A 21,224-nucleotide genomic window follows, 5' to 3' on the forward strand; every position below is an offset into this window, starting at 1 on the left:
AGCTGACGCAGAAGCAAAAGTAAAACGTGATGCTACCGAAAAAGCAAAACGTGAAACGCAACAAAAAACTACAAAATCAAAAGAGGCAGATGATATGGCGAAGCGCGAAGCGGAAGCGTTGAAGCAGAAGCAAGAGCAGGAAGCCACTCGTAAAGCTGAGCTGGAAGCTCAACAAAAAGCTGAAGAAGCACGTAAATTAGCAGAAGAACACTCAGCTCGTTGGGCTGCAGAAGAAGCTGAACGTGAAAAGAAAGAGAAATCGGCTGATTACCATATAACCACATCAACGCATGCACAAGCTGCAGAAGATGATGCTGATGCTCGTTCAGAAAAAGGCGTTCGCAAGAAAAAAGCAGTTGCACCAGTAACTGAAGCGGCTAAACCAGCACCAAAAGGTAAAGGTAAAGCACGTAAAGCGAAAGGTCGTAAACCTGATAATCGTTATAGCCGTGCTCAAGGTAAATCAGTTAACGCACCAGAAGCTATGCAACAAGGTTTCAACAAGCCAGTTGCTAAAGTTGAACGTGATGTTCGCATCGGTGAAACAATCAGTGTTAGTGAACTAGCACAAAAAATGGCGATTAAAGCGACTGAAATCATCAAATACATGATGAAACAGGGCTCTATGGTTACAATTAACCAAGTACTTGACCAAGAAACTGCGCAACTTGTTGCAGAAGAAATGGGTCATAAAGTTATCTTAGTTAAAGAAAATGCCCTAGAAGAAGCGGTATTGGCTGAAGCACAAGGTGAAGGTACTAAAGTTACTCGTGCACCTGTTGTTACTATCATGGGTCACGTTGACCACGGTAAAACATCGCTACTAGATCACATCCGTCGCGCTAAAGTTGCTGACGGTGAAGCCGGTGGTATTACACAGCATATTGGTGCTTATCACGTTGAAACTGATAACGGCATGATCACTTTCCTTGATACTCCTGGACATGCGGCGTTTACGTCTATGCGTGCTCGTGGTGCTCAAGCGACAGATATTGTTGTACTGGTTGTTGCGGCTGATGATGGTGTTATGCCACAAACAATTGAAGCTATCCACCATGCGAAAGCAGCGGGTGTTCCACTGATTATTGCAGTGAACAAAATGGATAAAGAAGGTGCGGATCCGGATCGTGTTAAAAACGAACTAGCACAACATGAAGTTATCCCTGAAGACTGGGGCGGCGAAAACATGTTCGTACACGTATCAGCTAAAGCGGGTACTGGTATTGATGAGCTTCTTGAAGGTATCTTGCTACAATCTGACGTATTAGAACTAGAAGCTGTTGCTGTCGGTCCTGCTGCGGGTGTTGTTATTGAATCTCGTCTTGATAAAGGTCGTGGTCCAGTTGCTACAGTACTTGTACAGCAAGGTCAATTACAGCAAGGCGATATCGTTCTTTGTGGTCTAGAATACGGCCGTGTTCGTGCGATGCGTGATGAGAATGGTAAGCCAATCGAATCAGCTGGTCCTTCTATTCCAGTAGAGATCTTAGGTCTTTCTGGTGTACCTCAATCAGGTGACGAAGCGACTGTAGTACGCGATGAGAAGAAAGCACGTGAAGTTGCGCTTTACCGTCAAGGTAAATTCCGTGATGTGAAACTTGCTCGTCAACAGAAGTCTAAACTTGATAACATGTTTGCGAACATGGAAGCGGGTGAAGTTTCTGAACTTAACATCGTACTTAAAGCGGATGTTCAAGGTTCACTTGAAGCACTTTGTGACTCATTGGTTAAACTTTCAACTGACGAAGTTAAAGTAGCAATCATCACGCGTGGCGTTGGTGGTATTACTGAAACGGATGTTACTCTTGCTGCTGCATCTAACGCAATTGTACTTGGTTTCAACGTACGTGCAGACGCAAAAGCACGTGAAGTTGTAAGCAACGAAAGTGTTGATTTACGTTACTACAGCGTTATCTATAACTTGATTGACGAAGTTAAACAAGCGATGAGTGGTTTACTTGCGCCTGAATTCCGTCAAGAAATTATCGGTCTAGCTGAAGTTCGTGACGTATTCAAATCACCTAAAATCGGTTCAATTGCTGGTTGTATGGTTACTGAAGGTACTATCAAACGTAGCGCTCCAATCCGTGTACTTCGTGATAACATTGTTATCTATGAAGGTGAACTTGAATCTCTACGTCGCTTTAAAGATGACGTACAAGATGTTCGTATGGGTATTGAATGTGGTATCGGCGTTAAGAACTATAACGACGTACGCGTTGGTGACCAAATTGAAGTATTCGAAACTGTTGAAATTAAACGTACTCTGTAACGGTTAATAGCTCGGTTCGATTCAGATAAATTGATGGGGACCTTAGGTCCCCATTTTCCTTTAGAGGAATTTAAAAATGGCAAAAGAATTCAGTCGTTCTCGTCGTGTTGCGCAGCAGCTACAACAAGAATTAGCGCGTATTTTACAACGTGAAGTTAAAGACCCCCGCGTAGGCATGGTAACAGTATCGAGTATTGACCTATCTCGTGATCTTTCTTACGCAAAAGTGTACGTTACTTTCTTCAATATCGACAACGATGAAGAACGTATTAAAGAAGGTGTTAAAGCACTTGAATCGGCAAGTGGTTACATCCGCTCGTTAGTAGGTAGTTCAATGAAACTACGTATCGTACCGGAACTGCGTTTTATCTATGACAACACTTTAGTGGAAGGTATGCGTCTGTCAAACCTAGTAACTGAAGTGCGTGCTAAGGATAAAGAGCTACAAGATAACTTCGGTACTGTTGGTGATGAAACTGACTCTACTGAAGGAGAGTCTTAGTCATGTCTGGACGTCGTCGTCGCTGGAATGGCCGTGATGTACACGGTGTATTCTTGTTGGATAAACCAACAGGCATTAGCTCAAACGATGCATTACAGCGTGTTAAGAAAATTTTCTTTGCTGCTAAAGCCGGCCATACTGGCGCCTTAGATCCTTTAGCTACCGGTATGCTACCGTTATGCTTTGGTGAAGCTACGAAGTTCTCACAGTTCTTACTTGATTCAGATAAGCGTTATTTAGTAACGGCAAAGCTGGGTGAACGTACTGATACATCAGATTCTGATGGCGAAATCGTGCAAACACGTCCAGTCAATGTTAGCGATGCTGAATTGTTAATTGGCCTCGATACTTTCCGTGGTGACACCGAGCAAGTACCGTCAATGTTTTCTGCATTGAAACACGAAGGTAAACCTTTGTACTGGTATGCGCGTCAAGGTATCTTTATCGATCGTCCTGCGCGTCCTATTTCAGTTTTTGAACTTAAATTATTAAGTTTTGAAAATGATGAAGTTAACTTAGAGATTCACGTCAGTAAGGGAACTTATATCCGTACTATCGTGGATGATTTAGGGGAACTACTAGGCTGTGGTGCACACGTCTCTATGCTACGTCGTATTGGTGTTAGCGCTTATCCAGCAGAGCGTATGATGACGTTCGAAAAGCTGGAAGAGATGGTTGAACAAGCGAAAGCAGAGGGTATTGAGCCGAAAGATGTGCTCGATCCGTTATTGATGCCACTTGATTCAGCGGTAAGTCATTTACCTGAAGCGAACATGAGCGAAGAAACGGGCGGTTTTGTATTACATGGGCAGCCTGTTGTAGTACCAAACACACCTGAATCAGGCTTAGTGCGTATGACGGTCGGTGATGAGCGTGCTTTTATTGGCGTTGGTGCTATAGATGACCAAGGTCGTGTTGCACCAAAACGTATCGTTAATTACGAAACACAGGCGCGCGAACCACAATAAATTCATTATTCGACAGCGACTAATGAATGAGATAAAAGGCATTATTACCCAGTAATAGTGCCTTTTTTATACGCCTTTTTCGGTGTCTAATTTGTTTCTCTATTCAACGCTAAAAATGATTGCAGGAATTAACCGACATCTGTATACTCCGCGGTTCTTCTTATAGCTGAACGAGTGGTCGGCTATAAGCTACTTATCTATATTGGAGACTCCACTATGTCATTAAACGTAGAAGCTAAAGCAGCTATCGTTGCAGATTTCGCACGCCAAGAAGGCGACACTGGTTCAACTGAAGTTCAAGTTGCACTACTAACTGCACAAATCAACCACCTTCAAGGTCACTTCAAGAAGCACATCCACGATCACCACAGCCGTCGTGGTCTATTACGTATGGTTGCTAGCCGTCGTAAACTTCTTGATTACCTAAAACGTACTGAAAACGTACGTTATGCAGACCTTATTGCACGTCTAGGTCTACGTCGTTAATCGACGATTAATTTGACGTCTACGGACAACAAATTATAAGAAAGGAGCCAATTGGCTCCTTTTTGTTTTTATGCGCTTTATCCCACATTTTTTTCCTCCTCGAATTATTTTTCAACTTATTTCACTATTTCCAATACTTACATTGCCCTTTAATTTTTTTATGCAGTATACTTAGCGACGAAATTAAAGAGACATTAAAGATTAAGGACAAAGAGTGAATCCTATCGTAAAATCGTTTAAGTATGGTCAACATACAGTTACATTAGAAACAGGTGTTATTGCACGTCAAGCAACAGCAGCTGTAATGGCAAGCATTGGTGATACTTCTGTTTTAGTAAGTGTTGTTGGTAAAAAACAAGCTGAAGCTGGTCGTGATTTCTTCCCGCTAACAGTGAATTACCAAGAACGTACTTACGCTGCAGGTAAGATCCCTGGTGGCTTCTTTAAACGTGAAGGCCGTCCAAGTGAAGGCGAGACTTTAACATGTCGCCTAATCGACCGTCCAATCCGTCCACTATTTCCTGCTGGCTTCAAAAATGAAGTACAAGTAGTAGCTACTGTTGTTTCTGTTAACCCAGAAATTCAACCTGATTTGGTTGCATTAATCGGTGTTTCAGCTGCATTAAGTATCTCTGGTATGCCGTTCAATGGCCCAATCGGTGCAGCACGTATCGGTTTCCAAAATGACGAATACATTCTTAACCCGTCAACATCTGAGTTAGCAGAAAGCCAACTAGACCTTGTTGTAGCCGGTACTGAAAATGCAGTATTGATGGTTGAATCTGAAGCTGAAATTCTAAGCGAAGAACAAATGCTAGGCGCGGTTGTTTATGGCCACGAGCAAATGCAAGTTGTTATCGAAGCTGTTAAAGAATTTGCAGCTGAAGTTAATACACCAAAATGGGATTGGTCTGCACCAACTGTAAACGAAGAAGTTAAAGCTAAAATTGCTGAACTTGCTTCTGAAGATGTTGCTGCTGCTTACCAAATCCAAGAAAAAGCTGAGCGTTACGCTAAAGTTGGTGAAATTAAATCTGCAGTTATCGCTAAATTAGTAGAAGAAAATGCAGACTTAAATGTACGTGAAGCAGGCGACTTATTGAGTTCTTTAGAAAAGAACATCGTACGTAACCGTATTCTAGATGGCGAACCACGTATTGATGGTCGTGATCCAGAAATGATCCGTGCATTAAGTGTTATGACTGGCGTTCTACCACGTACACACGGTAGCTCACTATTCACACGTGGTGAAACTCAAGCGTTAGTTACAGCGACACTTGGTACAGAACGTGATGCACAACGTATCGACAGTCTAACTGGCGAAACGATTGACCGTTTCCTAATGCACTACAACTTCCCTCCTTACTGTGTTGGTGAAACTGGTATGGTAGGTTCGCCTAAACGTCGTGAGATTGGTCACGGTCGTCTAGCGAAACGTGGTGTTTTAGCTGTTATGCCAAATGCAGATGAATTCCCGTACACTGTACGTGTTGTATCTGAGATCACTGAATCTAACGGTTCAAGCTCAATGGCTTCTGTATGTGGTACTTCGTTAGCACTTATGGATGCTGGTGTGCCAATCAAGGCTTCTGTTGCGGGTATCGCAATGGGTCTAGTACTTGACGGTGACCGTAGCGTAGTTCTTTCAGATATCCTTGGTGATGAAGATCACTTAGGTGACATGGACTTTAAAGTTGCTGGTTCAACTGCTGGTATCACTGCACTACAGATGGATATCAAAATTGAAGGTATCACTAAAGACATCATGCAGAAAGCGCTTGTACAAGCAAAAGCTGCACGTCTACACATCTTAAGTGTGATGGATCAAGCTATCGCAACTAACCGTGATGATGTATCTGAATTCGCACCGCGTATTCATACAATCAAAATCAGCACGGACAAGATCAAAGATATCATCGGTAAAGGTGGCGCAACAATCCGTGCACTTACTGAAGAAACTGGTACTACGATTGAAATCGAAGATGACGGTACAGTGAAAATTGCAGCGACAAGTGGCGAACAGGCACAAGCAGCAATCGAACGTATTCACCAATTAACAGCTGAAGTTGAAGTTGGTCAAATCTACGAAGGTAAAGTTGTACGTCTAGCTGACTTCGGCGCATTTGTTAACATCTTACCTGGTAAAGATGGCTTAGTTCACATCTCGCAAATTACGCAAGAACGAGTGAACAAAGTTGCAGATCACCTGTCTGTAGAACAAGTAGTTAAAGTTAAAGTTCTAGAAGTAGACCGTCAAGGTCGTATCCGTCTAAGTATTAAAGAAGCAATGGACGCTCCTGCAGCGCCAGCTGAGCAACCAGTTAGCGAATAACTTGTTGTTAATTTAGATTGATTATTTTAAGGAGCGTTGATACGCTCCTTTTTTGTATCTGTAAATAATAAGTGGTTTAATTATGAAAAGATGTCTTAGTTTATTGATTGTTACAGCCTTACTTTCAGGTTGTAGTTCATTGTCGGGAGCTTTTTCAACTGATGATCGCACGCCTTCTGAATTAATTCTCGCTGAACCACTTCAAGTTAATTACCAAACCGAAATCATGCTGATGCGTTATAGCCAGTTGATCCTCGATGCCAAAGATGATCGTGTACGCCAAGCGCGCTATTTTTATGAACGCGGCTTACTTGCAGATAGCATGGGTTTACGCTCGTTGGCACATGCAGACTTTCAACGTGCTTTAACACTGCAGCCCGATTTTGTACCCGCTTATAATTTCATTGGTTTGTATATGACGCAAACCGAACAGTTTGATGAAGCCTTTGATGCCTATGATTCAATCGCGCAATTAGATCCTGAAAATACTTACGTATCACTTAATCGTGGTATCGCACTGTATTATGGCGAACGTTATAGCTTAGCCATTGAAGATCTGGCTAGCGCCTATGATGAAGCGCCTAACGACCCATTTCGAACGTTATGGTTATATTACCCAGAATATCAAGTTAATGCAGAACAAGCGTTAGAATCGGTTAAGACGCGTTATAGCCAACATATTGATGATAATTGGTCGTGGAATATTGTTGCCTTGTATAGTCAAGCGATAACTGAAACTGAACTGCTGGATAAATTACTTGATGGATTAGATCACTCTGAGCCGACTTATAACAAAGTATTGGCGCACCGTTTAACTGAAACGTATTTCTATCTTGGTAAATATAAGCTATTGATGAAGGATAATAGCGCCGCAGCAAGCTATTTCAAACTCGCCTTAAGCAATAATGTCTATGAGTTCATTGAGCATGGTTATGCGCGTTTAGAGCTGGCTAGATTAGCAAATAACCGTTAACAAGCGCTAAGCCTCTCCCTCCGCCTGAATTAAGGTGGAGGCGTTGTTTAACTCTCTTCCATGGAGAGAGCATTAAATGCCCTCCCTGTATAAAGCGGAGGAGGGAGGCGTTATGACGTCACCGTATCTAATCCCGCGATCTGATGCCAATAACCATTACATTCACGATCCAGTTGTAAGTCGAATTTAACACTCTGTTCCGCAGCTTGTTTAAATTGACCAAGTGTGTCGAATGCAGAATCACCTAACGGACTAACGCGTACCACATCAACCAGATCCTGCATGCTCGCCACATCATTTAATAAGTTATATTTATAGCCCGACATGGTTTGAATACCATTAATGGTAAATAACTCTTTATCGTCTTGACTGTATACCGGTTTGCCATTTACATGGTTGATACAGCATAGTTCGCAATCATCTTTTGCTCTGTTTTCTGAGCGTGCGGTAAAACAGCGTGCAGAATAAGCCAGTGGTAGGTGGCCGTGAGCAAAAACTTCGATTTCAAATTGATCGCGAATATTGAGCAAACGGCTGTCTTCTTGTAATTGTACTAACCAATCACGTGATAGTTCCACTGGCATTACCCAGCGCTGCATGCCTTTATTGACTAATATTTCTAGAACCTGAGCATTGTAGACATTTAATGCATGACCACAGACAAACGGGGTCTTCGCTTCCGCTAATAAGTTGATGGCGCCAAAATCGTTGGCTTCGACGATAAAGTCACCGTTCTCACAGTATTTTCGCAGTATATTAACTTCTGATGGTGCCTCTAACAGCGCCATGGTTGAGATCACCACTTGCTTACCGGAATCGGCAATTTCTTTTGCTAAGCCTAACCAGTCTTTGGGTTTTAGTTCACGGCGTTTACTGCAAACTGTTTCACCAAGATAAATAATATCAGCGTCTGAGTTTACGGCTGCAGCGTAAAAATCTTCGACTTGTTGTTTTGGCCAATAATATAAGATTGGTCCTAATGCGTATTTCATGATTATTCTCGCTGCTATTGTTACCAATATAAGTTCTTGAAAATATAGATTGTCGCCAGTTTAAATTTTGGCAGTCAACATTGCTGCCAATCTCGGTTACTGCCAATCTCTGTGGTAGGCGCCTAGTGTGGTACTTGTGCCTTCAGAAAGCTGATCAAGTTGTTTATTCCATGCGGCTTCTACTTGATAGCGTTCTGGGTCCTGACGGTAGCGATCAATCGCGGCGCGCCATACTTTAGTAACTTGTTCAGTATAAGCGGGACTACGTTGACGGCCTTCAATCTTCACCGCGGAAATATTAGCTTGTGCCAGTTCCGGTATTAGTGCCAAGGTATTTAAGCTCGTTGGCTCTTCGAGTGCGTGGAATACTTTGCCGTCGACATTAAAGCGACCTTTACAGAGTGTTGGGTAACCGGTTTTTTCTTCTGGTTGGTAACGGTCGATAAGCACGCCGTTTAAGCGAGACTCTAGGCCTTGCGCTGTTTCTTCCCAGCGTACATATTTGGCCGGTGAACAGGCACCAACCGTATTCGGTGATTCACCGGTTAAATACGATGATAAATAGCAGCGACCTTCAGCCATAATACATAAACTACCAAAAGCAAACACTTCCAACTCGACATCGGTATTACGGGCTAACTGTTTGACTTGATGAATCGATAATACCCGCGGTAATACCACCCGACTGACATTAAAATTATTGGTATAAAAGTTAATGGCTTCCACATTGGTTGCAGAGGCTTGCACGGATAAATGTAATTCTAAATCAGGGTATTTCTTGGTGGCATAATCAAGTACCGCCACATCCGAGATAATCGCGGCATCGACACCCATATCGGCACAACGATCCACGGCGCGTTCCCAGCGTTCGAGTTTGCCGGGGTGAGCAAAGGTATTGATCGCTACATGTAAGTGGCGATCGTGACTACGGATATAATCAACGGCTTTATCGAGTTTCTTATCGGTAAAGTTTAAACCGGCAAAGTGACGGGCATTCGTATCGTCTTTAAAACCGATATAAACGGCATCAGCGCCATTGTCGACAGCGGTTTTTAGAGCCGGTAAATTACCAGCAGGGCAAAGTAATTCCATTGTGATAGTGTCTTGAACGATGAATCTTGACAAAAATTGTAAAGTATCCCGGTTTTATTGGATTTGATTTAGTGCAGGATTATCTGAGTTAATCTACTTTAAATTGACTTTGCTTAGGATATGCTCGCTGATGGCAGGCTAAAATAACGTTTTTACTCAAGGACTATTGCCTGATGTTACATACTCTACACCGTAAGTTGGTACATACTGTACCTGGATTATTAGCGATTCCAGCTAAAGTATTGCCTTTTTCACTGCAAGAGAAAGTACTATCACAGGTACTGAATAAAGTATTTTCAGAAGCGTTGGCGGATGATGAATTTGAGTTTCTTGAGCAAAAGTGGCTACAGGTTGAAATTACCGATTTAGCTATTAATTGGTTTATTAGTTGTGAGAACAATAAGCTGGTTATTGCACCCAAAGCACAAGCAGTCGATGTTAGCTTTAAAGGCAATTTAAATGAATTAGTGTTAATTACGGCCCGTAAAGAAGATCCAGATACGTTATTTTTTCAACGTCGTTTGAAAATTGAAGGGGATACTGAGCTCGGTCTTGAAGTGAAAAATATGCTCGATAGTTTTGATTTAGATGAGTTACCAAAATCGGTCACCACATTATTGGCTTATGTTGCTGAGTTTATTCAGCAAGGTTTAACTGAACCAGAATTAAGTAGTACAGTGAAAGGTAAAGCAACGGCTTAACCCTTCACGACCTATTAGCCTTAGTGTTCGGGTTACCAATCATTGTTAATCCCACCGCCGGAATAGCCAACTTGTCAGTCATCGCTATCATGATGATCGCGAAGTTGGTATTCGCTCATGCCTTAGTATGGTTATAGTATTGCTTTAAGCGACCCCTATAGACTGCACTCACTCTTCCCTCCTATCATCAAGCTATTAATCAGTATTTCATATAGATATGGCAATGATTTAATCGTCTATATCTTGATGCAGGGAGCATAATGTGGGGTTAGTTGTTATTAGTGGCAGTACCCGAAATAAGTCGACAACTATTAAGATTGCACAATCGGTATTACAACTCGCTGAGCAATCGCAGTTATTTAACCGCGTTGATTTATTGGATTTTGCCAGCATACCTTTGCCTATTTGGGATAACGCGATCAAAAGTGAAATGGCTGATTGGCAACATGAGTGGCAAGTGAGTGCGCAATTAATGCAAAGTGCTGATGCCATCATGATTGTCAGTCCGGAGTGGGAAGAAACAAGTTTAGATAACTTTTATGCATTTTGTGAACGTGACAATTTAGCTTTGTTGCCGAGTGCAGTACTAAGGGTGGGTAGTAATTGCCGTGGCACATACTCGTCTTCAGAGTTATGGCTGGCTAATTTTTGTAAAAATCGTACTTGTCTGATTTTGGAACACTTTATTGTGGCGACGATTGAATCAGTGAATAACTGTAAAGAAAGTTATTATCCATTTGAAACCCCATTAGTAGAACGTATACTGGCTAATTTAGGCTTGATGAAGCAGCTGGTTGATAATGGTGGTCTATTATCGTCAACACGATTACATCTCGTCTAGTTTAGCTGAGGTGTTCGATGTCATCAAATTTCCCCCAATTTGTCACTAAGCGTTTAGTCATTCGAGTGGCGATGGCGAGTGATGCTGAAAAGCTATGCCAGTATTATGTTCGCAACCAATTACATCTCAGCCCTTGGGAACCTAAACGTAGCGATGCTTATTATACTTTACGTTGGTGGCAACTGCGTATTGCGCAAATTCATGCTGAGTTTAATGATGCTAGTGCGATCAGTTTTATCGCCATGACGCCGGATAAGTCTGAAATTGTCGCGGTGGCTAATTTTAGTAACATTATTCAAGGGGTATTTAAGTCGTGCTATCTTGGTTATTCAATTGCAAAGGCTCATGAAGGGCAGGGGCTGATGGTTGAGTTTTTGCAAACATGTTTAGGCTTTATGTTTGAAAATGTTGGTTTAAATCGAGTAATGGCTAATTATATTCCGGTGAATGAGCGTAGTGGCGCTTTATTACAGCGATTAGGTTTTGAGCGTGAAGGCTATGCTCGTAAATACTTGAAAATAGCAGGAAGCTGGCAAGACCATGTGTTAACTGCCTTGTTACATGAAGATTGGTCGGCGCGAAAAGCCCTGAATTAAAAACAAAACGGCGAGCTATAAGCTCGCCGTTTTCGTATTTATCAGACTTAAGTCAAGTTACAGCTTGATTAGCGTGCTGCTTTTGTCGCTTCTTGGATCATGACAAATTTTTCCCATAACGCGTCCTCTTTTTCTACATAATCCGGATCGGTAATAATGCAGTTAATCGGGCAAACCGTCTTACAGGTTGGTTTATCATAATGACCTACGCATTCTGTGCATAATAGCGGGTCGATTTCATAAATCTTGGCACCAAAGGTAATTGCGCCATTCGGACATTCCGGATCGCACATGTCACAGTTAATACACTTATCATTAATTAATAATGCCATAAGGTTATTTCTTCTTTCCTGATGGATTATTTATGCGGGTTACGCGTATCTTCACTATTGGCAAAGTTACGCATAAGTAGCGCATGGTCCAGCTCAACTTCTTCTGGTACCGGTAAGTAAACAATGTGACCAGAACCTGGTGCATATTCCATTGACTCACCTTTACGGTTTTCTAATTCTTCAAGTTTGAAGGTCATGTTGCCTTGTGGCGTCATTAGTTCGAGTGAATCACCGACTAAGAATTTGTTTTTCACGATCACTTCAGCAAGACCTTTGTCGTTACGGCCGTTTAGCTCACCAACAAATTGTTGTGTTTCACTGATTGAATAACCGTAATCGTAGTTTTGGTATGCATCGTGTGTATGACGGCTTAAGAAACCTTCAGTGTAACCACGGTGGGCAAGGTGCTCTAGTGTACCCAATAGTGATGGATCAAATTCGCGACCAGCAACGGCATCGTTAATCGCTTGCTTATATACTTGCGCAGTACGTGCACAGTAGTAGAACGACTTAGTACGACCTTCAATTTTTAATGAATGTACGCACATTTTAGTTATACGCTCAACGTGTTGGATAGCACGTAGGTCTTTTGAGTTCATGATTTAAGTACCATGCTCATCTTCAAATGCTGGCATGTATTCGTTTGGACGACCTTGTTCTTGTAATAAGAAAATTTGGTCGGTCGGTTTACCTTTACCTAATGTTGGTTCTGCCGCTTCTGGTGTATATATCTCAGGGCTTGTTGCCACAATATCACCAGTTTCATTTTCAGTCGCGTCATGTGCATCGTATTTCCAACGACATGAGTTAGTACATGAACCTTGGTTTGGATCGCGTTTGTTAATGTAACCAGACAGAAGGCAACGGCCAGAATAAGCCATGCATAATGCACCGTGTACAAAAACTTCGATTTCCATATCTGGGCAATGGAAACGAATGTCTTCAATTTCATCGAGTGATAATTCACGTGATAAGATCACACGCTTAATACCTTGGGTATACCAGAATTTCACGGTTGCCCAGTTTACTGCGTTTGCTTGTACAGATAGGTGAATAACCATATCAGGGAAAGCTTCACGCACCATCATGATCAGGCCTGGATCAGACATGATGATTGCATCTGGTTTCATGGCGATGATTGGCGTTAAATCACGAATGAAGGTTTTTAATTTTGAATTATGAGGTTGGATATTACAAACCACGTAGAACTGTTTACCAAGTGCGTGCGCTTCATTGATACCAATTTCTAGGTTTTCTAGGCTAAATTCATTGTTACGAACACGTAGACTATAGCGTGGTTGGCCAGCGTAAACAGCATCAGCACCGTAAGCGAAAGCATAGCGCATGTTCTTCAAAGAACCGGCAGGGGAAAGTAATTCTGGAGTAAACATTTCAACCTCAATTTTTGTCTGAGTTCAAGTCAGGGAATGCCCTTCGGACATCAAGGTTCGCGATTCTACGCCTTGGTTGGCATTTTGGTTTTGATCTAAATCAAGTTCTCGGATAACTTTTACTGAGGTCGTGGGTTATTTTCGTGCAGATACAAAAAAGCTCAGAACCAGTCTGAGCTTTTTATTACCATTATTTAGCCATGAATTTAGAAAATAATCATCAATCCAGGTATGGCGAAGAATGCACCGACGACATAACCAAAGGCGATGAATTTGTTTTCAGTACCTTGGCGTGCTAATGCATCTGCACATTTAATTGGGATCTCACGAAGTGCTGGGATACCGTAGATAAGCGCTACTGCGAATACGTTGAACATTACGTGTACCAGTGCAATTGTCATTGCTAGTTGCGCCGTATCACCACTGATTGATGTTGCTGCAAGTAATGCTGTGATCGTTGTACCTATGTTTGCACCCAGTGTGAATGGAAAGATTTGACGTGTAGTAAACACACCGCTACCCGCGAGTGGGATCATTAAGCTCGTTGTCGTTGATGATGATTGCACCATCACGGTTACCGCTGTACCTGATAAGATACCGCTTACTGGACCACGACCGATGGCACCGTGTAATACTGCTTTAGCACGACCAACCATGACTGATTTTAATACTTTACCTAGGAAGGTAACAGAGAAGCCAATCATGAAGATACCGATGAATACCATGATTAGACCCGCTGTATTACTTTCTACAGGCAATGAGCCTGCAAGTTCTTTAATCTGGTTTGTTAATGGCTTCGTTAACGGTTTAATGAAGTTGAATTCTTTAATACTTAAACTGCTGCCACCAACAAAGAAGTCTGCAAGATAGGTTGCCATTTTTTCAAGGATACCAAATGCAATTTCCAATGGCAGGAAGATAGCAACGGCAAGCAAGTTAAAGAAATCATGTACTGTTGCAGCACTAAATGCACGTTCGAATTCTTTTTTGTCACGGATATGACCCATGCTCACAAAAGTGTTAGTGATTGTAGTACCCATATTCGCACCCATAACCATCGGGATTGCGATTGAGATTGGTAAACCACCGGCGACTAGACCAACAATGACTGACGTTACAGTACTTGAAGATTGGACTAACGCCGTTACTAGAATACCTAATAATAAAGCCACAAATGGGTTAGTTGCGAAAGCGAATATTTGTTCTGCACCAGCGCTACCACCGGAGAACATTTTAAAGCCTCCACTTACCGTAGATACTGCTACTAATACGAAGTATACCAATGCGGCTACACTTACCCAGCTGAATATTTTTTGCATTGCGCTTGGGTTTAATTCAATTGCTTCGTTATTTTTCATCTCTAAGTACCGTTTACCTGTGTTAAATGACAGATTTGTTTCAGTTAGTTGACGAGATGGATTAAAACAAACTTATATGACAGTAATATGACAGTGAATTTTTAATGTCATAAAAGTCCTGGGGTTTGGCGTAAGCTATTGATTTTAAACGTGTGAAATTTATTTATTTATTTTTATATCTTACTTGTTTTTGTTGGTGCCTTTATTGTGGGTTATTAATTCTTTAAAAAATATTATTAGGTTAGAGCGTAGACTACTCATCATGGTTTTAGGTTTGTTATAGAGCTGCAATCTATAAATTGAGGTGAAACATGTTTAAGTTAAAAAAACAGATGTAACCACTAAAGAAGTACCCTGTTAGTAGTAGTTGTGATTTAATTACAGTATTAATTCAGTGCTTATCTCTTAACTTTATCCGTTTATAAAGTTATTGACTAAATTACAACTCTAAGGACATGTTATGGCTACACTCCCGTTTCTAAATATAGAAACAACGCGAAGAAAACTGCTAAAGTACTCAGGAAAGTTAGGTGCTACAGTGACAGTCGCAACTTCATTGTCTACTCTTCCATTTTCTAAAAAAGTACAAGCCGCGTCAAAAGAATCTAAAACAGAATTTAAATACAGCGCTTGCTTAGTGAATTGTGGTAGCCGTTGTGCACTTAAAGTTAAAGTGAAGGATGACCGAATTCTGCAAATTGAACCCGCTGATACGTCGGATGATTCGGAGTTTGGTCAACATCAAATTCGACCTTGTCTACGTGGGCGTTCAAATCGTTACCGTGTTTACAATCCAGACCGTTTAAAATACCCAATGAAGCGTATTGGTAAACGTGGTGAAGGTAAATTTGAACGTATTTCTTGGGAAGAAGCTACACAGACAATTGCCAGTGAATTAGCTCGAGTGCATGAAACCTATGGTCCTGAAGCGGTATATAATCAATATGGCACAGGTGCTTACTATCATACGCAAGGTAGAGAAGCTTGGGTTCGTTTATTAGCGTTAAGTGGCGGTTACTTAAACTACTACAATTCTTATTCTACAGCACAAATTAATGAAGCAACTCCGTACACTTATGGGAAATATGTGGGTTCTCATTTCACTGAAATAGAAGATTCTGATCTGGTTCTTTTCTTTGGTATGAATACATCAGAAACGAGAATGTCTGGTGGTGGTCAAGTTGAAGAATTGCGTCGAGCACTCGGTAAATCGAACGCAAAAGTTATTATTATTGATCCACGCTATACCGATACCTCGATAGTACAAGATGCCGAATGGTTACCGATTAAACCGACAGCGGATGCCGCACTTATCGCGGGTATGATTTTTACTATGATCAAAGAAAATTTGATCAATGAAGCAGAAGTGAGTAAATACGCAGTAGGCTTTACTGGTGCTACTTTACCTGAATCAGCAAAATCAAATGCCAGTTATAAAGATTATATTCTTGGTTTAGGTGATGACGGCGTTGCCAAAACACCGGCATGGGCGGCAAGATTAACGGGTATCCCAGCAGATCGAATTAAGCAGCTTGGTAGAGAAGTTGCGACATCAAAAGCGTGTTATATCGCTCAAGGATGGGGGCCGCAGCGTCACCATAATGGCGAGCAAACTGTTCGTGCCATTCAATCGCTTTGTATTATATCAGGTAACTTTGGCCGCGCAGGGACGAACTCTGGAAATTGGCCATATTCGACCAAATACGGTGTACCTACATTTTCCAAAGTAGCTAATTCGGTGAAAACGGCCATTCCAGTATTTTCATGGACCGACGCAATCGCAAATCCAGAGGTATTCACACCAACTGGTTTTGGTTTACGTAATGCAGATAAGTTAAAACATGGTATTAAATTCATGTTGAATCAAGCGGGTAATGTATTAGCCAACCAACATGGTGATTTAAATCGTACGCGTGAAATCCTTGCTGATGATTCGTTATGTGAAATGATCGTTGTTATTGATAACCACATGACAGCAACGGCTAAATTTGCTGATATTTTATTACCAGAGACCACGTATCTAGAATCTGAAGACTTAGTTGATAACTCTTATGCATCGGGTTCTAACCATTACATGATCTCGATGGATAAAACGATTCAACCATTATGGGAAGCGCGTAGCACCTATGATGTATGCGCAGACATCGCTCGTCACCTTGGCCTCGAAGAGAAATTTACTGAAGGTCGAACGCAAGCACAGCTAATTGAACACAATTACAATTTAGTTCGTGAAAAACGTACCTACCTTCCTGAGTTTAAAGAAGTAAAAGGTAAAGGTGTTATAGATCAGCAGCGTTCAGCAAAAGCGAATAGCATTGCACATAGCGACTTTTACAACGATCCAATTGCAAATCCACTCGCGACACCATCAGGCAAAATTGAGATCTATTCTGAACGCTTACAAGAAAAATCAGATGCTTGGACTTTACCAAAAGGCGACCGAATTACACCAATTCCTGAGTTTTTAAGTGTGCCTCGTTCTCATACCGACAAAGACAGAGTCGTGGATTACCCGTTACAGATGACCGGATTTCATACTAAAGGTCATACTCATTCCTCGTATGCAAGCGTTAGTATATTGGCTGAAGCTGTGCCTGATGAAATTTGGATTAACCCTATAAATGCAGAGCAAAGAGGCATTAAAAATGGTGACATGACGCTTATTTTCAATGATATAGGTAAAGTGTTGATGGCAGCTAAAGTGACTAATCGGGTGATGCCTGATGTGGTCGCAATGCCTGAAGGAGGCTGGTCTGTCGTGAAAAATGGTATTGATATTGGTGGCTGTATTAACAGTTTAACCACTCACAGTTTTTCGCCTTTAGCTAAAGGCAATCCACAACATACTAACCTAGTAGAAATTAAGAAGGCATAATAGATGAAACAATTAGGCTTTTATATCGACTCTTCTCGCTGCTCTGGTTGCAAAACGTGTCAGGTGAGCTGTAAAGATAAAAATGATATTGATGTTGGTCGTAAGTTCCGTCGCGTATATGAATACGGTGGTGGATCTTGGGCTCAAGATGAGAATAAGGCATGGACGAACCAAACCTTTGCTTACTACTTATCTATATCTTGTAACCACTGTGATAACCCAACTTGTGTTGCAGGTTGCCCAACAGGCGCAATGCACAAGCGTGAAGATAACGGATTAGTACTGGTCGATCAGGACAAATGTATTGGTTGTAAATATTGCGCAATGCGTTGCCCTTATGGTGCCCCTCAATATGATGCAGATAAAAAGGTAATGTCTAAGTGTGATGGTTGTATAGACCTTATAGAGCAAGGCGCTAACCCGATATGTGTTGATTCTTGCCCACAACGTGCAATCAAGTTTGGTGACATTAAAGAATTGCGGGCTAAGTATGGTAGCCAATGTGATGTTGCACCGTTACCGGATTCACGCTTAACAAGTCCGAATTTAATTGTCCGTACTCATGCTAAAGGTGTGTCAAATAAACAACCGACTATAGGCTCTCTACAAAATGCAACGGAGGTGAAGTAATGCATGAATTACCATTAGTATTTCTTACATTGCTAGCGCAAACAGCGGCAGGTATTACATTATTTGCAACTTTAGCTTTATTTATCAGCAAACTTGATAGCGATGAGTATAACAAAGTTATGTTTGTTGCGTTGATTTCGATCAGTCTCGGTGGTATCGCTTCATTATTCCATTTAGGACAACCGTTACGTGCGATCAATGCCTTTATGGGGGTTGGCCGTTCACCTATGAGCAATGAAATCGTGGCGACGGTTATATTTGGTGGATTGCTATTTTTAACTGTGGCACTTGGATGGATGAAAAAATCGCTCGCGTTAGTAAAAACGTTGGGTTTACTGGCATCAATTGCAGCGTTAGTACTGATAGCTATCATTCCTACTATCTATACCCTGGCAACGGTACCGCAATGGAACACTATTTTCACTCCGATGCAAATGATTCTAACAGCCTTGAGTATGGGGGCGGTCGTGGTTCACTTATTCAGTAAGGAGCGTCTGTTTGCTTATGCTACAGTGTTGTTCGTTATTGTGAGTATTGCGATAATTCCAATGTATTTTGCACACGTGAATGCGACAGCCCCAGCGTTATTACAAAAAGACTTGTTGTTTTGGACGTTAAAAATGGTCTTTGCTGGTCTTGCGCTTGCCGCTATACTTCCAACAAAAGCGAAATATAATGCAGCAGCCTCGTTTGCGGTTGTCTTTTTGCTAGCATCAGAGTTGTGTGGCCGAATTGGCTTTTATGATTTTTGGCAAATCGGCATGTAATAGATAGTAATGAGGAGATATTATCTCCTCATTATTTAGGATAAAAAATGAATAATATTGCAGTTTTACCTCGTGCACTCGGTGTACTTTATTTTTACTCCCCTGAATCAGACTTGGCTAAAGACGTTTATAACGACCTAACATGCCTTGTTGATGCTTATCATTGGCAAGATCATGCTAAAGCCGAGAGTTTGGTTCAAGCGATGCAATTAGAACTGGGCACTGCGACCAAGTATAGTTTTTCTGTGCTATTCGAAGGACAAGGTGAGCTAATCGCACCACCCTGGGGATCTGTTTATCAAACTAAAGATAATTTGATAATGGGGGACTCTACTGAGGCTTATTGTGAGTTTTTGCATCGCGTTGGTATTGAAATGGACATCCCAAACCAACCATTGGATCATTTTGGACTTATGATGTGGACACTCGCGAGTTTAACCGAAGAAGGTGATCAAGTTGCAATGATAGAACTGCTTTCTGTTCATCTGCTTCCTTGGGCTTATCGTTATCTTGAATTATTGTCGAGTACCAAAGAGAGTCCTTTTTATGTCAATCTTGCTGGTTTAACAGCGGAGTTTCTTAAAAATATTCAATATGATATGGGACTTGAATTACAGCCAACTAAGCTTTATAAATAATGCCAGAATTTAACCCGTCTCGGCGCGCATTGTTCAGTAAGCTTCAGCGTAATATCGAGCCTTTACCCTCATTATTTACACGCCCACCTTTCGCAAAGCAAGAAGTTGATTTTTTAAGGTTATGTAATCAGTGCGGCGACTGCATCAAAGCATGTTCTGCTAATTTCATTAAGCTCGAACATGATTATCCAGTATTGGATAGCGGCGATTGTGGCGACTGTTTGGATTGTGCTCAAATCTGCCAGACAGGGGCGCTTGAATGTCCTAATTTGACGGTGAAAATAGATTTTCGTTGTGATAGTAAAATTGCCAAGTATTGTCAATCTTGTATTGAAGTGTGCCCTAAACATGCCATTTCACTGCAATCCTCACAACAACCAGTGATTAATAATGAGTTATGTAATGGATGCGGAGAGTGTATTGAAGCGTGTGAATTTAATGCAATAAGTTTTGTTAATTTAGCCGTGTTAAAGTAGCAGACTCGAAAGATGCAGCATATAAGGAATACATGCTGCATTGACTGGAATTTACTTGCTCGTTATTGCTTCTTCACCACCAAGTGCAGTGATTAAGTCTGGGATGAAACGCATTAATTCGCCTGTCATCAAGGCAAAGTCAGCATCGAATTTAGCCGCGTAGTCATCTGTTGCCACATCATCGTTTTGCTCTTTGATAAGATCGCTAAACTTTAAGCGTTTTACTGACATGTCTTCGCCCAGTAAGAAAGACAGTGATTCACTCCAATCTAAAGCTAATTTAGTCACTAATTTATCGGCATTAAGATGGTGCTGGATCTCTTCACTGGTTAAGTCTTGTTCTTTACAACGGATAATACCACCGTGTTCAAGTGCAGAACGTAATTCGGCTTCATCACCTAATTCAAAACCCGCTGCGGCACTGCCGTTATTTAACCATTCGGTCATAGTGACGTCTGCAGGTGTTGTTAATGCAACTGGGATCACCGGTAGGCTACCCACACATTTACGTAATAAGGCGATTAAATCTTCGGCTTTTTTAGCACTTGATGCATCAACGACGAGTAGATCTTGGGACGGACAGATCCAAGCAAATGTTTGGCTGCTACGTGGGAATGCACGGGGCAGTAGTTGATGGACAATATCTTCTTTCAGTGCATCTTTTTCTTTTTTCTTTAGGCCACGGCCTTGCTCTGCTTCAATGCTGTCTACTTTTTCTTGGAGCATGTCTTTTACTACAGATGCCGGTAATACGCGGTCTTCTTTCTTTGCACAGATCAGAATGTTATCTGTGATACCGTGTGTTAGCGCTTGACCTGATTTACCTAGGGGTTTGATCCAACCGAATTTAGACAAATCCTGGCTACCACAAGGGGTAAAAGGGAAATCAGCTAACTTGGTTTCAAGTTGTTCAATATCTAATTCAAATGGACGAGTGAAACGATAAATTAGTAAGTTTTTAAACCACATTATAGCAGGACCTTGGTATCAACTGTTTGGATA

At 41.5% G+C, this 21,224-nt stretch carries 19 protein-coding genes and 1 pseudogene; 14 read left to right on the forward strand and 6 right to left on the reverse strand.

The window, feature by feature from the left end:
- From infB to nlpI, 6 genes are all read left to right on the forward strand, one after another.
- Window positions 1-2,272, forward strand: a 2,272-nt coding sequence (gene infB / locus QNK26_RS05370; protein ID WP_319221339.1) for a translation initiation factor IF-2, incomplete at its 5' end; no start/stop codon positions are given.
- 76 nt (window positions 2,273-2,348) lie between these two features.
- Window positions 2,349-2,774 (forward strand): 30S ribosome-binding factor RbfA, encoded by a 426-nt coding sequence (gene rbfA / locus QNK26_RS05375; RefSeq protein WP_319221341.1) that lies wholly within the window; start codon window positions 2,349-2,351, stop codon window positions 2,772-2,774.
- 2 nt (window positions 2,775-2,776) lie between these two features.
- Window positions 2,777-3,742, forward strand: a complete 966-nt coding sequence (gene truB, locus QNK26_RS05380; RefSeq protein WP_319221343.1) for a tRNA pseudouridine(55) synthase TruB — start codon at window positions 2,777-2,779, stop codon at window positions 3,740-3,742.
- A gap of 216 nt (window positions 3,743-3,958) precedes the next feature.
- Window positions 3,959-4,228: a 30S ribosomal protein S15 gene (gene rpsO / locus QNK26_RS05385; protein ID WP_319221344.1), complete on the forward strand. Its 270-nt coding sequence runs from the start codon at window positions 3,959-3,961 to the stop codon at window positions 4,226-4,228.
- A 214-nt stretch (window positions 4,229-4,442) separates the two neighbouring features.
- On the forward strand, window positions 4,443-6,560 hold the full coding sequence (gene pnp, locus QNK26_RS05390) for a polyribonucleotide nucleotidyltransferase (RefSeq protein WP_319221346.1): 2,118 nt from the start codon (window positions 4,443-4,445) through the stop codon (window positions 6,558-6,560).
- Window positions 6,561-6,642: 82 nt separating this feature from the next.
- Window positions 6,643-7,533, forward strand: coding sequence for a lipoprotein NlpI (gene nlpI / locus QNK26_RS05395; RefSeq protein WP_319221348.1), 891 nt, complete (start codon window positions 6,643-6,645; stop codon window positions 7,531-7,533).
- Window positions 7,534-7,643: 110 nt separating this feature from the next.
- Here the strand turns inward: nlpI and QNK26_RS05400 are convergent, their stop codons facing one another.
- Entirely contained in the window at window positions 7,644-8,525 is an 882-nt protein-coding gene (locus QNK26_RS05400; protein ID WP_319221349.1) for a U32 family peptidase, read from the reverse strand.
- 96 nt (window positions 8,526-8,621) lie between these two features.
- Entirely contained in the window at window positions 8,622-9,617 is a 996-nt protein-coding gene (ubiU, locus tag QNK26_RS05405; RefSeq protein ID WP_319221351.1) for a ubiquinone anaerobic biosynthesis protein UbiU, read from the reverse strand.
- Window positions 9,618-9,790: 173 nt separating this feature from the next.
- Between ubiU and ubiT the strand changes: the two genes are divergently transcribed.
- The 3 genes from ubiT (at window position 9,791) to rimJ (ending at window position 11,755) form a co-directional block, all read left to right on the forward strand.
- Complete coding sequence (ubiT, locus tag QNK26_RS05410; RefSeq protein WP_319221353.1) at window positions 9,791-10,318, forward strand: ubiquinone anaerobic biosynthesis accessory factor UbiT; 528 nt, start codon at window positions 9,791-9,793, stop codon at window positions 10,316-10,318.
- 262 nt (window positions 10,319-10,580) lie between these two features.
- Window positions 10,581-11,159: an NADPH-dependent FMN reductase gene (locus tag QNK26_RS05415; RefSeq protein WP_319221355.1), complete on the forward strand. Its 579-nt coding sequence runs from the start codon at window positions 10,581-10,583 to the stop codon at window positions 11,157-11,159.
- A gap of 17 nt (window positions 11,160-11,176) precedes the next feature.
- The gene (rimJ, locus tag QNK26_RS05420) at window positions 11,177-11,755 is read left to right on the forward strand and encodes a ribosomal protein S5-alanine N-acetyltransferase (protein ID WP_319221357.1); all 579 of its coding nucleotides are present in this window, start codon (window positions 11,177-11,179) and stop codon (window positions 11,753-11,755) included.
- Window positions 11,756-11,823: 68 nt separating this feature from the next.
- Here rimJ and QNK26_RS05425 read toward each other — a convergent pair whose 3' ends face one another.
- From QNK26_RS05425 to QNK26_RS05435, 3 genes and pseudogenes are all read right to left on the reverse strand, one after another.
- The gene (locus tag QNK26_RS05425; protein WP_319221359.1) at window positions 11,824-12,087 is read right to left on the reverse strand and encodes a YfhL family 4Fe-4S dicluster ferredoxin; all 264 of its coding nucleotides are present in this window, start codon (window positions 12,085-12,087) and stop codon (window positions 11,824-11,826) included.
- A 26-nt stretch (window positions 12,088-12,113) separates the two neighbouring features.
- Window positions 12,114-13,478: pseudogene (yegQ, locus tag QNK26_RS05430) on the reverse strand (tRNA 5-hydroxyuridine modification protein YegQ).
- Between the two features lie 206 nt (window positions 13,479-13,684).
- The gene (locus QNK26_RS05435) at window positions 13,685-14,836 is read right to left on the reverse strand and encodes a Na/Pi cotransporter family protein (protein ID WP_319221360.1); all 1,152 of its coding nucleotides are present in this window, start codon (window positions 14,834-14,836) and stop codon (window positions 13,685-13,687) included.
- A 460-nt stretch (window positions 14,837-15,296) separates the two neighbouring features.
- Between QNK26_RS05435 and QNK26_RS05440 the strand changes: the two genes are divergently transcribed.
- The 5 genes from QNK26_RS05440 to QNK26_RS05460 are packed head-to-tail and all read left to right on the forward strand — an operon-like array spanning window position 15,297 to window position 20,222.
- The gene (locus QNK26_RS05440; protein WP_319221361.1) at window positions 15,297-17,711 is read left to right on the forward strand and encodes a DMSO/selenate family reductase complex A subunit; all 2,415 of its coding nucleotides are present in this window, start codon (window positions 15,297-15,299) and stop codon (window positions 17,709-17,711) included.
- Window positions 17,712-17,714: 3 nt separating this feature from the next.
- On the forward strand, window positions 17,715-18,341 hold the full coding sequence (locus tag QNK26_RS05445) for a DMSO/selenate family reductase complex B subunit (RefSeq protein ID WP_319221363.1): 627 nt from the start codon (window positions 17,715-17,717) through the stop codon (window positions 18,339-18,341).
- Window positions 18,341-19,108, forward strand: coding sequence for a dimethyl sulfoxide reductase anchor subunit family protein (locus QNK26_RS05450; RefSeq protein WP_319221364.1), 768 nt, complete (start codon window positions 18,341-18,343; stop codon window positions 19,106-19,108). The genes QNK26_RS05445 and QNK26_RS05450 overlap by 1 nt, the downstream gene beginning before the upstream one ends.
- Before the next feature lie 47 nt (window positions 19,109-19,155).
- Window positions 19,156-19,746, forward strand: coding sequence for a molecular chaperone (locus QNK26_RS05455; protein WP_319221366.1), 591 nt, complete (start codon window positions 19,156-19,158; stop codon window positions 19,744-19,746).
- Window positions 19,746-20,222: a 4Fe-4S binding protein gene (locus tag QNK26_RS05460; protein ID WP_319221368.1), complete on the forward strand. Its 477-nt coding sequence runs from the start codon at window positions 19,746-19,748 to the stop codon at window positions 20,220-20,222. The genes QNK26_RS05455 and QNK26_RS05460 overlap by 1 nt, the downstream gene beginning before the upstream one ends.
- 51 nt (window positions 20,223-20,273) lie before the next feature.
- Here the strand turns inward: QNK26_RS05460 and rdgC are convergent, their stop codons facing one another.
- Entirely contained in the window at window positions 20,274-21,191 is a 918-nt protein-coding gene (gene rdgC, locus QNK26_RS05465; protein WP_319221370.1) for a recombination-associated protein RdgC, read from the reverse strand.
- Window positions 21,192-21,224: the final 33 nt, after the last annotated feature.

The organism is Moritella sp., assembly GCF_033791185.1.
Classification (GTDB): domain Bacteria; phylum Pseudomonadota; class Gammaproteobacteria; order Enterobacterales; family Moritellaceae; genus Moritella.

Excerpts from the sequence above, each read along its gene's own strand:
- rbfA (WP_319221341.1), top strand. The coding sequence starts at position 2,349 with ATGGCAAAAGAATTCAGTCGTTCTCGTCGTGTTGCGCAGCAGCTACAA.
- truB (WP_319221343.1), top strand. The coding sequence starts at position 2,777 with ATGTCTGGACGTCGTCGTCGCTGGAATGGCCGTGATGTACACGGTGTA.
- rpsO (WP_319221344.1), top strand. The coding sequence starts at position 3,959 with ATGTCATTAAACGTAGAAGCTAAAGCAGCTATCGTTGCAGATTTCGCA.
- nlpI (WP_319221348.1), top strand. The coding sequence starts at position 6,643 with ATGAAAAGATGTCTTAGTTTATTGATTGTTACAGCCTTACTTTCAGGT.
- QNK26_RS05400 (WP_319221349.1), bottom strand. The coding sequence starts at position 8,525 with ATGAAATACGCATTAGGACCAATCTTATATTATTGGCCAAAACAACAA.
- ubiU (WP_319221351.1), bottom strand. The coding sequence starts at position 9,617 with ATGGAATTACTTTGCCCTGCTGGTAATTTACCGGCTCTAAAAACCGCT.
- ubiT (WP_319221353.1), top strand. The coding sequence starts at position 9,791 with ATGTTACATACTCTACACCGTAAGTTGGTACATACTGTACCTGGATTA.
- rimJ (WP_319221357.1), top strand. The coding sequence starts at position 11,177 with ATGTCATCAAATTTCCCCCAATTTGTCACTAAGCGTTTAGTCATTCGA.
- QNK26_RS05425 (WP_319221359.1), bottom strand. The coding sequence starts at position 12,087 with ATGGCATTATTAATTAATGATAAGTGTATTAACTGTGACATGTGCGAT.
- QNK26_RS05435 (WP_319221360.1), bottom strand. The coding sequence starts at position 14,836 with ATGAAAAATAACGAAGCAATTGAATTAAACCCAAGCGCAATGCAAAAA.
- QNK26_RS05440 (WP_319221361.1), top strand. The coding sequence starts at position 15,297 with ATGGCTACACTCCCGTTTCTAAATATAGAAACAACGCGAAGAAAACTG.
- QNK26_RS05445 (WP_319221363.1), top strand. The coding sequence starts at position 17,715 with ATGAAACAATTAGGCTTTTATATCGACTCTTCTCGCTGCTCTGGTTGC.
- QNK26_RS05450 (WP_319221364.1), top strand. The coding sequence starts at position 18,341 with ATGCATGAATTACCATTAGTATTTCTTACATTGCTAGCGCAAACAGCG.
- QNK26_RS05455 (WP_319221366.1), top strand. The coding sequence starts at position 19,156 with ATGAATAATATTGCAGTTTTACCTCGTGCACTCGGTGTACTTTATTTT.
- QNK26_RS05460 (WP_319221368.1), top strand. The coding sequence starts at position 19,746 with ATGCCAGAATTTAACCCGTCTCGGCGCGCATTGTTCAGTAAGCTTCAG.
- rdgC (WP_319221370.1), bottom strand. The coding sequence starts at position 21,191 with ATGTGGTTTAAAAACTTACTAATTTATCGTTTCACTCGTCCATTTGAA.